This window comes from Lentzea roselyniae, assembly GCF_039537795.1.
Lineage (GTDB): Bacteria > Actinomycetota > Actinomycetes > Mycobacteriales > Pseudonocardiaceae > Lentzea > Lentzea atacamensis.
The window spans coordinates 97,869-110,529 of the sequence record NZ_BAABBE010000030.1; the positions used below are offsets into that span (position 1 = coordinate 97,869).

General features: G+C 69.7%; 16 protein-coding genes and 1 pseudogene. 13 read left to right on the plus strand and 4 right to left on the minus strand.

Annotation, left to right across the window (positions count from 1 at the left end; genetic code table 11):
- The first annotated feature begins 6 nt into the window (after window positions 1–6).
- The 4 genes from ABFX45_RS37175 to priA are packed head-to-tail and all read left to right on the plus strand — an operon-like array spanning window position 7 to window position 3,422.
- Complete coding sequence (locus ABFX45_RS37175; RefSeq protein WP_346135255.1) at window positions 7–819, plus strand: hypothetical protein; 813 nt, start codon at window positions 7–9, stop codon at window positions 817–819.
- Between the two features lie 10 nt (window positions 820–829).
- Window positions 830–1,465, plus strand: coding sequence for an imidazole glycerol phosphate synthase subunit HisH (gene hisH / locus ABFX45_RS37180; protein WP_211337202.1), 636 nt, complete (start codon window positions 830–832; stop codon window positions 1,463–1,465).
- Window positions 1,462–2,694 carry a hypothetical protein gene (locus ABFX45_RS37185; RefSeq protein WP_346135258.1) on the plus strand — a complete coding sequence of 411 codons (1,233 nt, stop codon included), beginning with the start codon at window positions 1,462–1,464 and terminating at the stop codon, window positions 2,692–2,694. Before hisH ends, ABFX45_RS37185 begins: the two co-directional genes overlap by 4 nt.
- Complete coding sequence (gene priA, locus ABFX45_RS37190; RefSeq protein WP_109633506.1) at window positions 2,691–3,422, plus strand: bifunctional 1-(5-phosphoribosyl)-5-((5-phosphoribosylamino)methylideneamino)imidazole-4-carboxamide isomerase/phosphoribosylanthranilate isomerase PriA; 732 nt, start codon at window positions 2,691–2,693, stop codon at window positions 3,420–3,422. Before ABFX45_RS37185 ends, priA begins: the two co-directional genes overlap by 4 nt.
- Here priA and ABFX45_RS37195 read toward each other — a convergent pair.
- Window positions 3,388–4,089, minus strand: a complete 702-nt coding sequence (locus ABFX45_RS37195; protein WP_233439285.1) for a Clp protease N-terminal domain-containing protein — start codon at window positions 4,087–4,089, stop codon at window positions 3,388–3,390. The two genes, priA and ABFX45_RS37195, sit on opposite strands and share 35 nt — an antisense overlap.
- Window positions 4,090–4,127: 38 nt before the next feature.
- On the minus strand, window positions 4,128–4,511 hold the full coding sequence (locus tag ABFX45_RS37200; RefSeq protein ID WP_109633504.1) for a PPOX class F420-dependent oxidoreductase: 384 nt from the start codon (window positions 4,509–4,511) through the stop codon (window positions 4,128–4,130).
- Window positions 4,512–4,556: 45 nt separating this feature from the next.
- On the opposite strand from ABFX45_RS37200, the gene hisF reads away from it, so the two are divergent.
- The 3 genes from hisF to hisI are packed head-to-tail and all read left to right on the plus strand — an operon-like array spanning window position 4,557 to window position 6,027.
- A complete protein-coding gene (hisF, locus tag ABFX45_RS37205; RefSeq protein ID WP_109633502.1) occupies window positions 4,557–5,315 on the plus strand; it encodes an imidazole glycerol phosphate synthase subunit HisF in 759 nt (252 codons plus the stop codon).
- Window positions 5,312–5,671, plus strand: a complete 360-nt coding sequence (locus tag ABFX45_RS37210) for a hypothetical protein (RefSeq protein ID WP_109633500.1) — start codon at window positions 5,312–5,314, stop codon at window positions 5,669–5,671. The genes hisF and ABFX45_RS37210 overlap by 4 nt, the downstream gene beginning before the upstream one ends.
- Complete coding sequence (gene hisI / locus ABFX45_RS37215) at window positions 5,668–6,027, plus strand: phosphoribosyl-AMP cyclohydrolase (protein ID WP_109633498.1); 360 nt, start codon at window positions 5,668–5,670, stop codon at window positions 6,025–6,027. Before ABFX45_RS37210 ends, hisI begins: the two co-directional genes overlap by 4 nt.
- Here hisI and ABFX45_RS37220 read toward each other — a convergent pair.
- Window positions 6,008–6,619 carry a TetR/AcrR family transcriptional regulator gene (locus tag ABFX45_RS37220; RefSeq protein WP_109633495.1) on the minus strand — a complete coding sequence of 204 codons (612 nt, stop codon included), beginning with the start codon at window positions 6,617–6,619 and terminating at the stop codon, window positions 6,008–6,010. The two genes, hisI and ABFX45_RS37220, sit on opposite strands and share 20 nt — an antisense overlap.
- Window positions 6,620–6,657: 38 nt before the next feature.
- On the opposite strand from ABFX45_RS37220, the gene ABFX45_RS37225 reads away from it, so the two are divergent.
- The 6 genes from ABFX45_RS37225 (at window position 6,658) to ABFX45_RS37250 (ending at window position 12,539) form a co-directional block, all read left to right on the plus strand.
- On the plus strand, window positions 6,658–8,196 hold the full coding sequence (locus ABFX45_RS37225) for an anthranilate synthase component I (RefSeq protein WP_346135262.1): 1,539 nt from the start codon (window positions 6,658–6,660) through the stop codon (window positions 8,194–8,196).
- On the plus strand, window positions 8,186–8,587 hold the full coding sequence (locus tag ABFX45_RS37230; RefSeq protein ID WP_346135264.1) for a Trp biosynthesis-associated membrane protein: 402 nt from the start codon (window positions 8,186–8,188) through the stop codon (window positions 8,585–8,587). Before ABFX45_RS37225 ends, ABFX45_RS37230 begins: the two co-directional genes overlap by 11 nt.
- Before the next feature lie 132 nt (window positions 8,588–8,719).
- Complete coding sequence (trpC, locus tag ABFX45_RS37235) at window positions 8,720–9,529, plus strand: indole-3-glycerol phosphate synthase TrpC (protein ID WP_109633488.1); 810 nt, start codon at window positions 8,720–8,722, stop codon at window positions 9,527–9,529.
- Between the two features lie 35 nt (window positions 9,530–9,564).
- Complete coding sequence (trpB, locus tag ABFX45_RS37240) at window positions 9,565–10,785, plus strand: tryptophan synthase subunit beta (protein WP_109633486.1); 1,221 nt, start codon at window positions 9,565–9,567, stop codon at window positions 10,783–10,785.
- Complete coding sequence (gene trpA / locus ABFX45_RS37245; RefSeq protein ID WP_170154800.1) at window positions 10,785–11,573, plus strand: tryptophan synthase subunit alpha; 789 nt, start codon at window positions 10,785–10,787, stop codon at window positions 11,571–11,573. The genes trpB and trpA overlap by 1 nt, the downstream gene beginning before the upstream one ends.
- 405 nt (window positions 11,574–11,978) lie before the next feature.
- Complete coding sequence (locus ABFX45_RS37250) at window positions 11,979–12,539, plus strand: Uma2 family endonuclease (protein ID WP_109633484.1); 561 nt, start codon at window positions 11,979–11,981, stop codon at window positions 12,537–12,539.
- A 24-nt stretch (window positions 12,540–12,563) separates the two neighbouring features.
- Here ABFX45_RS37250 and ABFX45_RS37255 read toward each other — a convergent pair.
- A pseudogene (locus ABFX45_RS37255) lies at window positions 12,564–12,661 on the minus strand (IS982 family transposase); the annotation flags it as partial.

Genomic DNA, 12,661 nt, shown 5'->3' on the forward strand with positions numbered 1-12,661 from the left:
TTGCGCGTGAGAATGCTGATCTGGACCCCGTTGAACGCCGCGGAGCTGCAAAAGGCCATGCACAGCGGCAACGTGGGCCCCGCGGCGCTCGTCCCTGTGCAGTCCGGCACGGTGCTGCTGCCTCCGCCGGGCACCAAGCTCAGCGAGGCCGCGTACATGACGAACAGGGTGCGCAAGATCGCGGGCGGCGCCGCGCTGGCCGTGTGGAACGACTCCGCGGCCCTGCTCTACCTCTTCACCACGACGCTCGGCCGCGCCACGATGTGGGGCTCGCGCGAGGCCGTCCTGGCGCTCTCCGCGGAGGCCAAGCAGTCGGGTCCGGCCGGGAGGCTCTTCGACCGTTCGACCGCGGGCCTCGTCAACCTGCGCGAGAAGGAGAAGTGGCAGTACGACGCGATCGACAAGCTCACCGCGCTGTGGCCGCCGGCCAGCCGCAAGGGCCCGCTCGAACGCATCCGCGACTTCCACAACGCACACCAGGCGATCCCCGACTTCTTCCGCGCTGCGGGACTGCCCGAGGTCGCGCAGGTCGCCGAGCTCACCGAGGAGGGACGCGCGGACGGCGTGCTGCAGTCGCTGGAGCCACCGCGCACCCAGATGTGGCCGTTGGCGGCGTTCCTGCCGTTGATGGTGCTCACGGCGTTGGCCACGCTCCTGTTCAGCATTCCGGCGGTCGTCTACTACCTCATCAGCGCCGTGCTCGTCGCTTTGCTGGCCACGGCCCTGGTCGTGCTGAGGCGGCAGCTCGTGCGGAAGAAGGCGATCAACACGGTGTTGCCGGTCATACCGGTGACGCAGGGTGCGGCTCCGACCGACTAACCTGGTCGTCGTGGCACGCGTCGTCGTACTTGACTATGGCTCCGGCAACCTGCGCTCGGCCGAGCGCGCGCTTCAGCGGGTCGGCGCCCATGTCGAGGTGACGGCGGACCCGAAGGCCGCGCGCGAGGCCGACGGCCTGGTCGTTCCCGGCGTCGGCGCGTACGCCGCGTGCATGGAGGGCCTGAACTCCGTGCGCGGCGCCCGGATCATCGGCGAGCGCCTCGCCGGTGGCCGTCCTGTGCTCGGCATCTGCGTGGGCATGCAGATCCTGTTCGAGCGCGGCATCGAACACGGCGTGCTGACCGAGGGCTGCGGCGAGTGGCCCGGCACCGTCGAGCGGCTCGAAGCGCCGATCGTGCCGCACATGGGCTGGAACACGGTGCGCGCGCCGGAGGGCTCGCAGCTCTTCGCCGGCCTCGACAAGGACACCCGGTTCTACTTCGTGCACTCCTACGGCGTGCGCAAGTGGGAGCTGGAGGCCGCCGACCACATCAAGCCGCCGCTGGTGACGTGGGCCGACCACGCCGGTGACGAGTTCGTCGCCGCCGTCGAGAACGGGCCGCTGTGGGCGACCCAGTTCCACCCGGAGAAGTCCGGCGATGCCGGAGCGCAGCTGCTGAAGAACTGGTTGACTACCCTGTCGTGATCACACGACTGCTGACGGTAGCCGCGCTGATGGCTGCCTCCGTTGCTGTGCCTGGGGGCGCACTCGCCGCACCGGCACCGTTCCGCGACAACTTCGACGGGGCCGTTCACTCGCCGCTCACCCACGGCCTGAACGACAACCTCAAACAGCGCCAGGGCACCGGCGCCGTCACCTACAGCCGGGTCGCCGGCGGATCAGTGCACGTCAACGATCCGCGGCGGCCGGGAACGCTGTCGATGCGCGGCGCCACGACCGCGGTGCGCCTCGACGCGCCCTCCACCGGTCCGGCGATCTCGGCGAAACTCACCCCGGCGGCGGACGGCTGGTCGTCCATCGTGCTCGCCCGTTCGGCGAACAGCACCGGGCACCCGTCCAATCAGGACATCGACCTCGGCTTCGTGCTGCGCGCCAACGGAAGCGTGGAGATCTCGCAACCCGGCAAGCCGGTGGTCTCCTCGTCGGTCAAGCCGCGCGGATCGTTCGGCGTGACGCTGAAGCTCTCCGGTTCCGCCCTCGACCTCACGATCAACGGCGAGCACCGGAGGATCGCGCTCGGCACCGAGGTCCCGACCGGCAGGCTGTGGGTCTACCTCGGCGCCGGCAGCCCCACGACCGCGGGTCTCGTCGACGACCTGAAGATCGAGGCGCTGAACTCCGACGACCTGCGCAGGTCGCCCGGCTCCTCCCTGCGCTACTACGGCTACCTCGGCGCTCACCCGGCCGCGGTGCGCGGTCACAGCAACCTCAACCTGATCGAGGTGGGGGACAGCCAGGCGGAGCAGCTCGGCGGCGTCGACGGCTTCGTGGTGAAGGACGGCGACACCGCGCGCCAGATCAAGAAGCGCTTCCCCGGCAAGAAGGTCGTGTTCGTCGTCGCGGGCCCCGCTGTCGACGACACCTTCCAGGCGCCGGCGGAGGCCGACGGGGTCGGCTTCCACGAGTACTGCGCCGGCTACGAGGCGCTCGAGGCGAGGATGGCGAAGCTGGCGGAACGAGTTCCCGGCAAGGAGCTGTTCCTCCTGCCGGAGGGATCGCCGCAGGCGCCGTGCGCGGACCGCACCGATGCCGATCTCGAAAGCACCCAGTACCTGCACCTCGCGCTCGCGCAGCAGTACCCCGCCTTCGTCGGCTTCCTCGTCACGCCTGTTCCGGCGACGTTCGCGAGGACCGCGGAGGCCCAGGAGCGCGTGGCCGCGCTCGTGCTGGGGGACGCTAGGCTGAGCGGGTGACGTTCACACTCCTCCCCGCTGTTGACGTGGCTGATGGCAAGGCCGTCAGGCTCGTGCAGGGCGAAGCCGGTACCGAGACGAACTACGGCGAGCCGCTGGACGCGGCGTTGCAGTGGCAGCGCGACGGAGCGGAGTGGATCCATCTCGTCGACCTGGACGCCGCGTTCGGCCGCGGCTCGAACCGCGACCTGATCGCCCGCGTCGTCGGCGAGCTCGACGTGAAGGTGGAGCTGTCCGGCGGCATCCGCGACGACGCGTCGCTCGAGGCCGCGCTGGCCACCGGCTGCGCCCGCGTCAACCTGGGCACGGCAGCCCTGGAAGACCCGGAGTGGTGCGCGAAGGCCATCGCGGCGTACGGCGAGAAGATCGCGGTGGGCCTCGACGTCCGCATCACCGAGCAGGGCCACCGGGTCAAGGGTCGTGGCTGGACCTCCGACGGCGGTGACCTCTGGGAGGTCCTCGACCGGCTCGACCGCGACGGCTGCGCCCGTTACGTCGTGACGGACGTGTCGAAGGACGGCACGCTGACGGGGCCGAACCTGGAGCTGCTGAGCGAGGTCTGCGCCCGCACCGACGCCCCGGTGATCGCGTCCGGCGGTGTGTCCACTGTGGACGACCTGGTCGCGCTGGCGAAGCTCTCGCGCGACGGCGTGGAGGGCTCGATCATCGGCAAGGCCTTGTACGCCGGTGCTTTCACGCTCCCGGAAGCGCTTGCCGCGATCCGCTGACGACACTTTCGATGTGAGCGGCCGCGGCCGCGTGCGTGACTCCGGTGGAGTGCAGCACGTCGGCCGCGGTCCCGCCCTCCTCGAGCAGCACGCCGAGCAGGATGTGCTCGGTGCCGATGAACATGTGGCCCATCCGCAGTGCTTCGCGGACGGCCAGTTCCAGCGACTTCTTGCAGTGCGTCGAGTACGGCTGCTTCTCCGGGCGCTGCTTGGCCTCGTTGTCGAGCCGGTGCAGCACGGCGATGCGGGTGCTGCCGTCGCCGGACTCCAGCTTCGCGATGGTCTTGGCCGCGAGCCCGCCCGACTCGTCGAGCAGGCCGAGCAGCAGGTGCTCGGTGCCGATGCGCTCGCTGAACCGCGCGTGGTGCCGCGCCAGCGCGATGACCCGGCGCGACCGCTGGGTGTAGCGCTCCATCGACGGCTTGGACAGCTCCGGCGACTCCTTGGGCACGAACCGCTTCTGCGCGGCCTGCTTCGTGACGCCGAGGCTCTCGCCGATCTCCGCCCAGCTCGCGCCGCCGCGACGTGCCTCGTCGACGAAATGGCCGATGAGGTGGTCGCCGAGCTCGTTCAGCTGGCCGCTCATCTCCACGGCCTTCGCGAGGCGCAGGAGGGCGTCGTCGGCTTCTTGAGCGACCCTGACGATGAGGTCGGTCAACTGGATCACGCGTCAACTCTAGGTTGACGCCGAGTGCCCGGTCAACCTCAGGTTGACGCCGGGGTGATCTCGATGCCGATCGTGCCCGTCCTGCCCCGGCGCAGCTTGCTGCCGGTCATGGTCAGCCAGCCCATGAAGCCGTACTTCCTGACGATGCGCGCACGGACGTCGTCGCTGGCGTCGTCGTCGAGCAGCCTCGCGCGCGCCTTGACCGACTCGCCCTTCGGGTTGCCGCGGAAGTCGCACGCGCCGATCTCGACGTCACCGCTGCGCCGGATCCGCTTGACCTTGCCGGTCTCCTTGGCGCTCCACGCGTAGATCACGTCGTCGGCGTCACCAGGGGCGACCCAGACCGGCGTGGGCACTGGAGTGCCGTCCTTGCGGAACGTCGTCAGCAGCAGGTACTCGCCGCGGCCCAGTTCGGTGATCATGGCGCCGCAGCGTAGTCCTCCACCGCCCCTTGTAGGCTTTCGCGCATGTCAGTGGCTGTCCGCGTGATCCCCTGTCTCGACGTCGACCGGGGCCGGGTGGTGAAGGGCGTCAACTTCACCAACCTCGTCGACGCGGGCGACCCCGTCGAACTGGCCAGGGCGTACGACGCCGAGGGCGCCGACGAGCTGACGTTCCTCGACGTGACGGCATCGAGCGGTGACCGCGAGACGACGTACGACGTCGTCCGCCGCACGGCGGAGCAGGTGTTCATCCCGCTCACCGTCGGCGGCGGCGTGCGCAGCCCGGAGGACGTGAACAAGCTGCTGCGCGCGGGAGCGGACAAGGTCAGCCTCAACACCGCCGCGATCGCCCGTCCCGAACTGCTGCGCGAGTGCTCGGAGCGCTACGGCGCGCAGTGCATCGTGCTGTCGGTCGACGCGCGGCGCGTGCCCGGCGGCACCGGGTTCGAGGTCACCACCCACGGCGGGCGCAACGGCACCGGCATCGACGCGGTGGAGTGGGCCGCTCGCGGTCAGGAACTGGGCGTCGGCGAGATCCTGCTCAACTCGATGGACGCCGACGGCACCAAGGCCGGGTTCGACCTCGAACTCATCGAGCTGGTGCGGCGCGAGGTCGACGTGCCGCTGATCGCCAGTGGTGGCGCCGGCGCGATCGACCACTTCCCGCCCGCCGTCGCCGCCGGTGCGGACGCCGTGCTCGCGGCGAGCGTGTTCCACTTCGGGCAGCTCCGCATCGGTGAGGTCAAGGACGGCCTGCGCGCGGCCGGCGTCGTGGTGCGATGACACCGGTCGAGGTGCGGGTGGCCTCGACGGTCGCGTTCGGCGGGGCACTGGTGTTCTTCGTGGTGGGCCTCATCCTCTGGCGCTCAACCGGTGACGCGGACGTGCTCAAGCTCCCGTCGTTCATCGCGCTCGTCGAACTCCCGGTGGCGGCGGCGTTGCTGCTGCGCCTGCGGTTCATGCACTACCCGGCGATGGTCGTGCTCATCCTCGTCGCGCTGCTGCATCTGGTGATCGTGCTGGCCGACGGGCCGGCGTGGGCCCGCGTCGCGTCCGGCGTGCTGTCCGTCGTGCACATCTACGGAGTGGTCCTGCTCAACACCGGACCGGCTCGCGAACACCTGGGAGGTCCCCGTTGAGCAGCCCGCTCGATCCCGCCCTGTCGGCCAGGCTCAAGCGCACGCCCGACGGCCTGGTCTGCGCGGTCGCCCAGCAGCGCGGCACCGGCGAGGTGCTCATGGTGGCGTGGATGGACGACGAGGCGCTGCACCGCACGTTGACCACCCGCCGCGCCACCTACTACTCGCGCAGCCGTCAGCAGCTGTGGGTGAAGGGTGAGACGTCCGGTCACACGCAGTACGTGCACGAGGTGCGGCTCGACTGCGACGGCGACACGCTGCTGCTGGTCGTCGACCAGGTGGGCGCCGCGTGCCACACGGGCGACCGCACGTGCTTCGACGCGACGGTGCTGCTCGCTAGTCCAGATCTCCCGTGAGGTAGCGCTGCAGGTTCGGGGCGATGGCCCTGACCACGGTGTCGATGTCGACCGACGCCAGCGGTTCGAAGTGGACTACGTACCGGACGATGCCGAGCCCGACCATCTGAGTGGCGCAGAGGGTCGCGCGCAGGTCGCGTTGCTCGGCGCCGATCTCCGTCAGCAGGTTCTTGAAGATCGCGTTGATGAAGAACGACCTCAGCGCGTTCGCGACCTCCTGCTGACTGGTGACGCTGCGGATGAGCGCCGCGAAGGTGCCGCCGCCGGTCGCGTCCCAGACGGTGACGAAGGTGCGGATGATGCGCTCGCCGGCCTCTTCGACGGGGCCGTCCAGGAGACGTTTGAGGATCTCGCCCGGATCGAACGGGAGCTGCAGCACGGACTGGGCGAACAGGCCCTCCTTGCCGCCGAACCAGTGGTTGACCATGGCGGCGTCGACGCCCGCCTTGGCCGCGATCGCGCGGACCGTCGCGCCGTCGTAGCCCTTCTCGACGAACGTCTCGCGCGCCGCCGCGAGCAGCGCGGCCCTGGTGTCCTCGCCCGCGGCGCGGCGGCCACGCCGTTTCTGGTTGACTTGCTCCACACGGGCCATAGTTCAACAGATGTTGAATTTATGCAACAATTGCGGGCATGGTGAGCGTCATCGGGGCTGTGGCCGCCGCTGGTCTGGGGGCCGTGAGCCCAACGCGTGAGGAGTTCCGCGAACTGGCGGTGAACCGCCGGGTCATCCCGGTGGTGCGCAGGCTGCTGGCGGACGCGGAGACTCCTGTCGGTCTGTACCGCAAGCTGGCGGCGGACCGGCCAGGCACGTTCCTCTTCGAGTCGGCGGAGAACGGGCGCTCTTGGTCGCGATGGTCGTTCATCGGCGTGCGGTCCTCGGCGGCGCTCACGGCGACCGGTGGTGAGGCCTACTGGACGGGTACGCGGCCCGTCGGCCTGCCGGATGGTGGCGACCCGTTGCAGGCCCTGCGCGAGACCGTCGAGGTGCTGCGCACGGACCCGTTGCCCGGCCTGCCTCCGCTGACCGGTGGCATGGTCGGCTACATCGGCTACGACGCGGTGCGGCGGCTGGAGCGGCTGCCGGTCATCGCCGAGGACGACCTGAAGATCCCCGAGCTGGTCATGCTGCTCGCGACCGACCTGGCCGCGCTCGACCACCACGAGGGCAGCGTCACGCTCATCGCCAACGCGATCAACTGGGACGACTCACCCGAGCGCGTCGACGCCGCGTACGACGACGCGGTGCGCCGCCTCGACGAGATGACGGTCGCGCTGCACACGCCCGCGCCGCCGACCGCCGCGGTGTTCTCGCGGCCGAAGCCGCAGTTCCGCCGCCGTCGTTCGCAGGCGGAGCACTTCGCGGCGGTGGAGAAGGCCAAGGAGGCCATCCGGGCAGGCGAGGCGTTCCAGGTCGTCGTGTCGCAGCGGTTCGAGATCGAGACGGACGCCGACGCGCTCGACATCTACCGGGTGCTGCGCGCGACCAACCCCAGCCCGTACATGTACCTGCTGCGCCTCGAAGGCTTCGACATCGTGGGCTCCAGCCCCGAGTCGCTGGTCACGGTGCGCGACGGCAGGGCGACCACGCACCCCATCGCGGGCACCCGCTGGCGCAGCGAGGACCCGGAGGAGGACGCCCTGCTCGAGAAGGACCTCCTCGCCGACCACAAGGAGCGCGCCGAGCACCTGATGCTCGTCGACCTCGGCCGCAACGACCTGGGCCGCGTCTGCAAGCCGGGTTCCGTGCACGTCGTCGACTTCTTCAAGGTCGAGCGGTACAGCCACGTCATGCACATCGTGTCGACCGTGACCGGCGAGCTGGCCGAGGGCAAGACGGCCTACGACGCGGTCGCCGCCTGCTTCCCGGCCGGCACGCTGTCCGGTGCGCCCAAGCCGCGCGCGATGGAGCTCATCGAGGAGCTGGAGCCGACCCGTCGCGGCCTCTACGGCGGCGTCGTGGGCTACTTCGACTTCGCCGGGGACGCCGACACCGCCATCGCCATCCGGACCGCTCTCGTGCGCGGTGGGGTGGCCTACGTGCAGGCCGGTGGCGGCATCGTGGCGGACTCGGACCCGCTGGCCGAGGACAACGAGTGCCTGAACAAGGCGGGCGCGGTGCTGGCCGCGATCGCCACCGCCCAGACGATGGCGCCCGCCGTTGACCGGTAGCCGTCCATTGTGGATCGCCGCGCTCCTGCTGGTGGGCGCGGCCGGTGCCTTCTGGGGTGCGGGTTCCGTGCCTCTGGCGCTGCTGAGCCTCGCCTCCGTCGCGGCGGCCGTGGCACTCAGCGGTCCCGGGCGCCGGATCCTCGGTGCGCTGCTGGTCGTCGTGGGTGTCGCCGCGGCGTTCAACGGGCACTGGCTCGCGATCGCCGGCGGCGTGCTCGTGGTGGGTTCCGGCGTGCTTCAGGTAGTGCTCGGGGCCCGCATGCCGAAGATCGGTGTGGGCGGGCAGAAGACCCGCGCACAGGATCCCGAGACGGACATGTGGCGCGCACTGGAGCGTGGAGATGATCCGACCGACGATAAGGCGCCCGGCGGGCCTTCCTCGGACGAGTGAAGATCATCCATCCGCGTTCGCGCATGTGACACGCGCACAACCACGGCTAGCTGCGTGGACACTGAACCCCCGGTGGCTGGGGCGTTACTCCGCCGGGGTTAGCATCCCCATAGCGGGAAGGGGAGCAAGACTGTGACGGTTCTCGAGTCGATCCTCGAAGGTGTGCGTGAGGATCTCGCCGCTCGCGAGGCCAAGTTGTCCTTCGACGTCGTCAAGGAGCGCGCGGCCAAGGCAGCCCCGCCGCTCGACGTGATGTCTGTGCTGCGCGGGCCGAACGTGGGTGTCATCGCCGAGGTCAAGCGCCGCAGCCCCTCCAAGGGTGCGCTGGCGGAGATCCCGGAGCCGGCCGAGCTCGCGTCCGCCTACGAGGCGGGTGGCGCGGCGGTCATCAGCGTGCTGACCGAGCAGCGCCGGTTCGGCGGTTCGCTCGCCGATCTCGACGCCGTCCGGCGGGCGGTGCGGATCCCCCTGCTGCGCAAGGACTTCATCGTCTCGCCGTACCAGGTGCACGAGGCGCGGATGCACGGCGCAGACCTGGTGCTGCTGATCGTGGCGGCGCTGGAGCAGAACGCCCTGGTGTCGCTGCTCGACCGGGTCGAGTCGCTCGGCATGACGGCGCTCGTCGAGGTGCACACCGCCGAGGAGGCCGACCGCGCTCTCGAAGCCGGTGCGACGGTCATCGGGGTGAACGCGCGCAACCTCCACACGCTGGAGGTCGATAAAGACGTTTTCGGCAGGATCGCTCCCGGACTACCCTTCGAGACGATCAAGATCGCGGAGTCGGGCGTGACCGGGCCCGGCGACCTGATGTCGTACGCGGGGGCGGGCGCTGACGCGGTGCTCGTCGGTGAAAGCCTCGTGACCAGCGGCGACCCCAAGGCCGCCGTGAACAAGCTCGTGACCGCAGGCTCGCACCCCGCGTGCCCGCGACCCAGTCGATGAGACACGGTCGACAACTGCGCTAGAGGAGCTACCCGATGGGCCAGTTCACGCCCACGCCGCACGATCCCGACGCACGTGGCCACTTCGGCCCGTGGGGTGGCCGGTTCGTCCCGGAGGCCCTGATCGCGGCGGTGGACGAGCTGGCCGCCGAGTACGACAAGGCGCGCATCGACCCCGAGTTCGTGAACGAGTTCAAGCGCCTGCTGAAGGACTTCGCTGGCCGCCCGTCGCTGCTGACGGAGGCGCCGAAGTTCGCGGAGCACGCCGGGACGCGTGTGTTCCTCAAGCGCGAGGACCTGAACCACACCGGCTCACACAAGATCAACAACGTGCTCGGCCAGGCGCTGCTGACCAAGCGCATGGGCAAGAAGCGCGTGATCGCCGAAACTGGCGCCGGTCAGCACGGCGTCGCGACGGCGACGGCCTGCGCGCTGCTCGGCCTCGACTGCGTCGTCTACATGGGTGAGGTCGACACCGAGCGGCAGGCGCTGAACGTCGCCCGCATGCGGCTGCTCGGCGCCGAGGTCATCCCGGTGAAGTCCGGCTCGCGGACGCTGAAGGACGCGATCAACGAGGCGTTGCGCGACTGGGTCACCAACGTCGACGACACGCACTACCTGCTCGGCACGGCCGCCGGGCCGCACCCGTTCCCGCTGCTGGTCCGCGACTTCCACCGGGTCATCGGCATCGAGGCGCGCGAGCAGATCCTGGAGAAGGCGGGCCGGCTGCCCGACGCGGTCGTCGCGTGCGTCGGTGGCGGGTCGAACGCGATCGGCATCTTCCACGGCTTCATCGACGACGCCGACGTGCGGCTGGTCGGTGTCGAGCCCGGTGGTTCCGGGCTGGACAGCGGCCGCCACGGCGCGACGCTGACCGTCGGCACGCCCGGTTCGCTGCACGGCGCGATGTCGTACGTCATGCAGGACGAGGACGGCCAGATCACCGAGGCGCACTCGATCTCCGCCGGTCTCGACTACCCCGGCGTCGGCCCCGAGCACTCGCACCTCAAGGACATCGGCCGCGCCGAGTACTTCGCGGTGACCGACGCGGAAGCCATGGAGGCGTTCGCGCTGCTGTCCCGCACCGAGGGCATCATCCCGGCGATCGAGTCCTCGCACGCGCTCGCGGGCGCGCTGAAGCTCGGCCCGTCGCTCGGCCCGGACGGCCTGCTGGTCGTGAACCTCTCCGGTCGTGGCGACAAGGACATGGACACGGCCGTGGAGTACTTCGGCCTCGCGGACGGGGGACAGGCCTGATGTCACTGGCAGACGTTTTCGCCACGGCGCGCGCCGAGTCGCGGGCCGCTCTGATCGGCTACCTGCCCGCGGGTTACCCGTCGGTCTCCGGCTCCAAGGACTACCTCCGTTCGATGATCGAGTCGGGCTGCGACCTCGTCGAGGTCGGTCTGCCGTTCTCCGATCCCGTGATGGACGGCCCGACGATCCAGGCTGCGGCCGAGCAGGCGTTGTCCGCGGGCTTCCGCGTGCGGGACCTGTTCGACGTGGTGGCCTCCGTCGCCGACGCCGGCGGGCGTGCGGTCGTGATGACGTACTGGAACCCCGTGCTGCGCTACGGCGTGGACGCGTTCGCGCGCGACCTCGCGGCCGCGGGTGGCCTGGGCATGATCACGCCGGACCTCGTGCCGGACGAGGCCGACGACTGGATGGCGGCTTCCCAGGCGCACGGCCTGGACCGGACGTTCCTCGTCGCGCCGTCGTCGACCGAGGAGCGCATCGCGATGACCGCGCGCGCCTCCTCCGGCTTCCTGTACGCCACCGCGGTCATGGGCGTCACCGGTGCCCGTGACGTGGTGGCGTCCACCGCTCCCGAGCTCGTCGCGCGGGTCCGTGAGCACACCTCGATCCCGGTCGGTGTCGGCCTGGGCGTGCGGTCCGGTGCACAGGCCGCCGAGATCGCGGGGTTCGCGGACGGCGTGATCGTCGGTTCGGCGTTCGTGTCGGCGGCGGCCGAGGGTGATGGTGCGGTGCGTGCGCTGGCCGCTGATCTTGCCAAGGGTGTGCGTTCGGCTCCTGCTGCCGTCTGAGCTCCCTTCCTCGTGGCTCCTCTCTGTGAGACCGCTCGGCCTTCGGCCGGGCGGTTTTGCTTTGTGTGCCGGTGAAGCCGACTCTGCAGCGACGGCTTCACCTCAGGTTGTCGGGTGGCGCGGTAGAGCTTTGAACGGTGTTGAACCGAGTGCCCGTCATCGAGTGGTTGTCGGGATGGCGGGTATGCAGTTGTAGGGAGACGTGCCTCCTTTCAGAGTCCTTGGAGTACCTCCAACAGCATGACACGGATTCGAACACCTGATCGAGTGAACCTCAGGTCGGTCACGGTCAAAACCCCCCTTGGCTGTCGGTCTGACCTGCGATCGTGGCGCTATGCACAAGCCAGTCATCCGCCCGGCGTGCCACACTGGTACTCGTCGAGCGGTTTTCGGAGGTGATGCCCAGTGGCGGCTCCAGCTGAAGCGGCACCAGCTGCTTACCTGCTGCCGAGGCACGTGGGCCCGTGGTCGCTCGACGACGTCCTGTCCTTGCCGGAGGACAACAGTCAACGCGTTGAACTCGTTGACGGGATGCTTCTCGTGAGTCCGCTGGGGTCTTACCGTCATCAGCTGGTGGTGGGCAGCGCCTACGCCGCGTTGCTACGCGCCTGCCCGGAGTACCTCCAGGCGACGGTCGAGCTGAACGTCCTGCTCTCCAGCGGGCGTCTCCTGATCCCGGACTTCACGGTCGTGAACCCACGAGAAGCCGGCGTCATGTTCCCGGTCTCGGACGTGGTCCTCGTCGGTGAGGTGCTCTCGAAGACCACGCGACTGAACGACCTCGGTCTGAAGCGCGAGCTGTACGCCCAGGCCGGTGTGAAGTACTACATGACGGTCGATCCCGAGCCGAAGGTCGTGGAGGCGACACTGCTCGAACTTCAGGGCACCGAGTACGTCGAGATCGCGCAGAGCGAGAACGGCGTCCTGGAGATCGAGCGACCCTTCCCCGCCACCATCAAGTTCTAGATGGTTGATTCCGTGAAGTTGGTGTCAGTGATCGAACGCGGTCAGTGAGCGTTTGCTGGTCACGCCCGCCTCCCAGTTGTGCCAGATGCCGGCGGCCATGGCCAGCAGGCGCTGAGCGACAC

Coding starts and splice junctions, on each gene's coding strand:
- ABFX45_RS37200 (WP_109633504.1), bottom strand. CDS start 4,511: ATGATCACCGAACTGGGCCGCGGCGAGTACCTGCTGCTGACGACGTTC.
- hisF (WP_109633502.1), top strand. CDS start 4,557: ATGTCAGTGGCTGTCCGCGTGATCCCCTGTCTCGACGTCGACCGGGGC.
- ABFX45_RS37210 (WP_109633500.1), top strand. CDS start 5,312: ATGACACCGGTCGAGGTGCGGGTGGCCTCGACGGTCGCGTTCGGCGGG.
- ABFX45_RS37220 (WP_109633495.1), bottom strand. CDS start 6,619: ATGGCCCGTGTGGAGCAAGTCAACCAGAAACGGCGTGGCCGCCGCGCC.
- ABFX45_RS37225 (WP_346135262.1), top strand. CDS start 6,658: ATGGTGAGCGTCATCGGGGCTGTGGCCGCCGCTGGTCTGGGGGCCGTG.
- trpB (WP_109633486.1), top strand. CDS start 9,565: ATGGGCCAGTTCACGCCCACGCCGCACGATCCCGACGCACGTGGCCAC.
- trpA (WP_170154800.1), top strand. CDS start 10,785: ATGTCACTGGCAGACGTTTTCGCCACGGCGCGCGCCGAGTCGCGGGCC.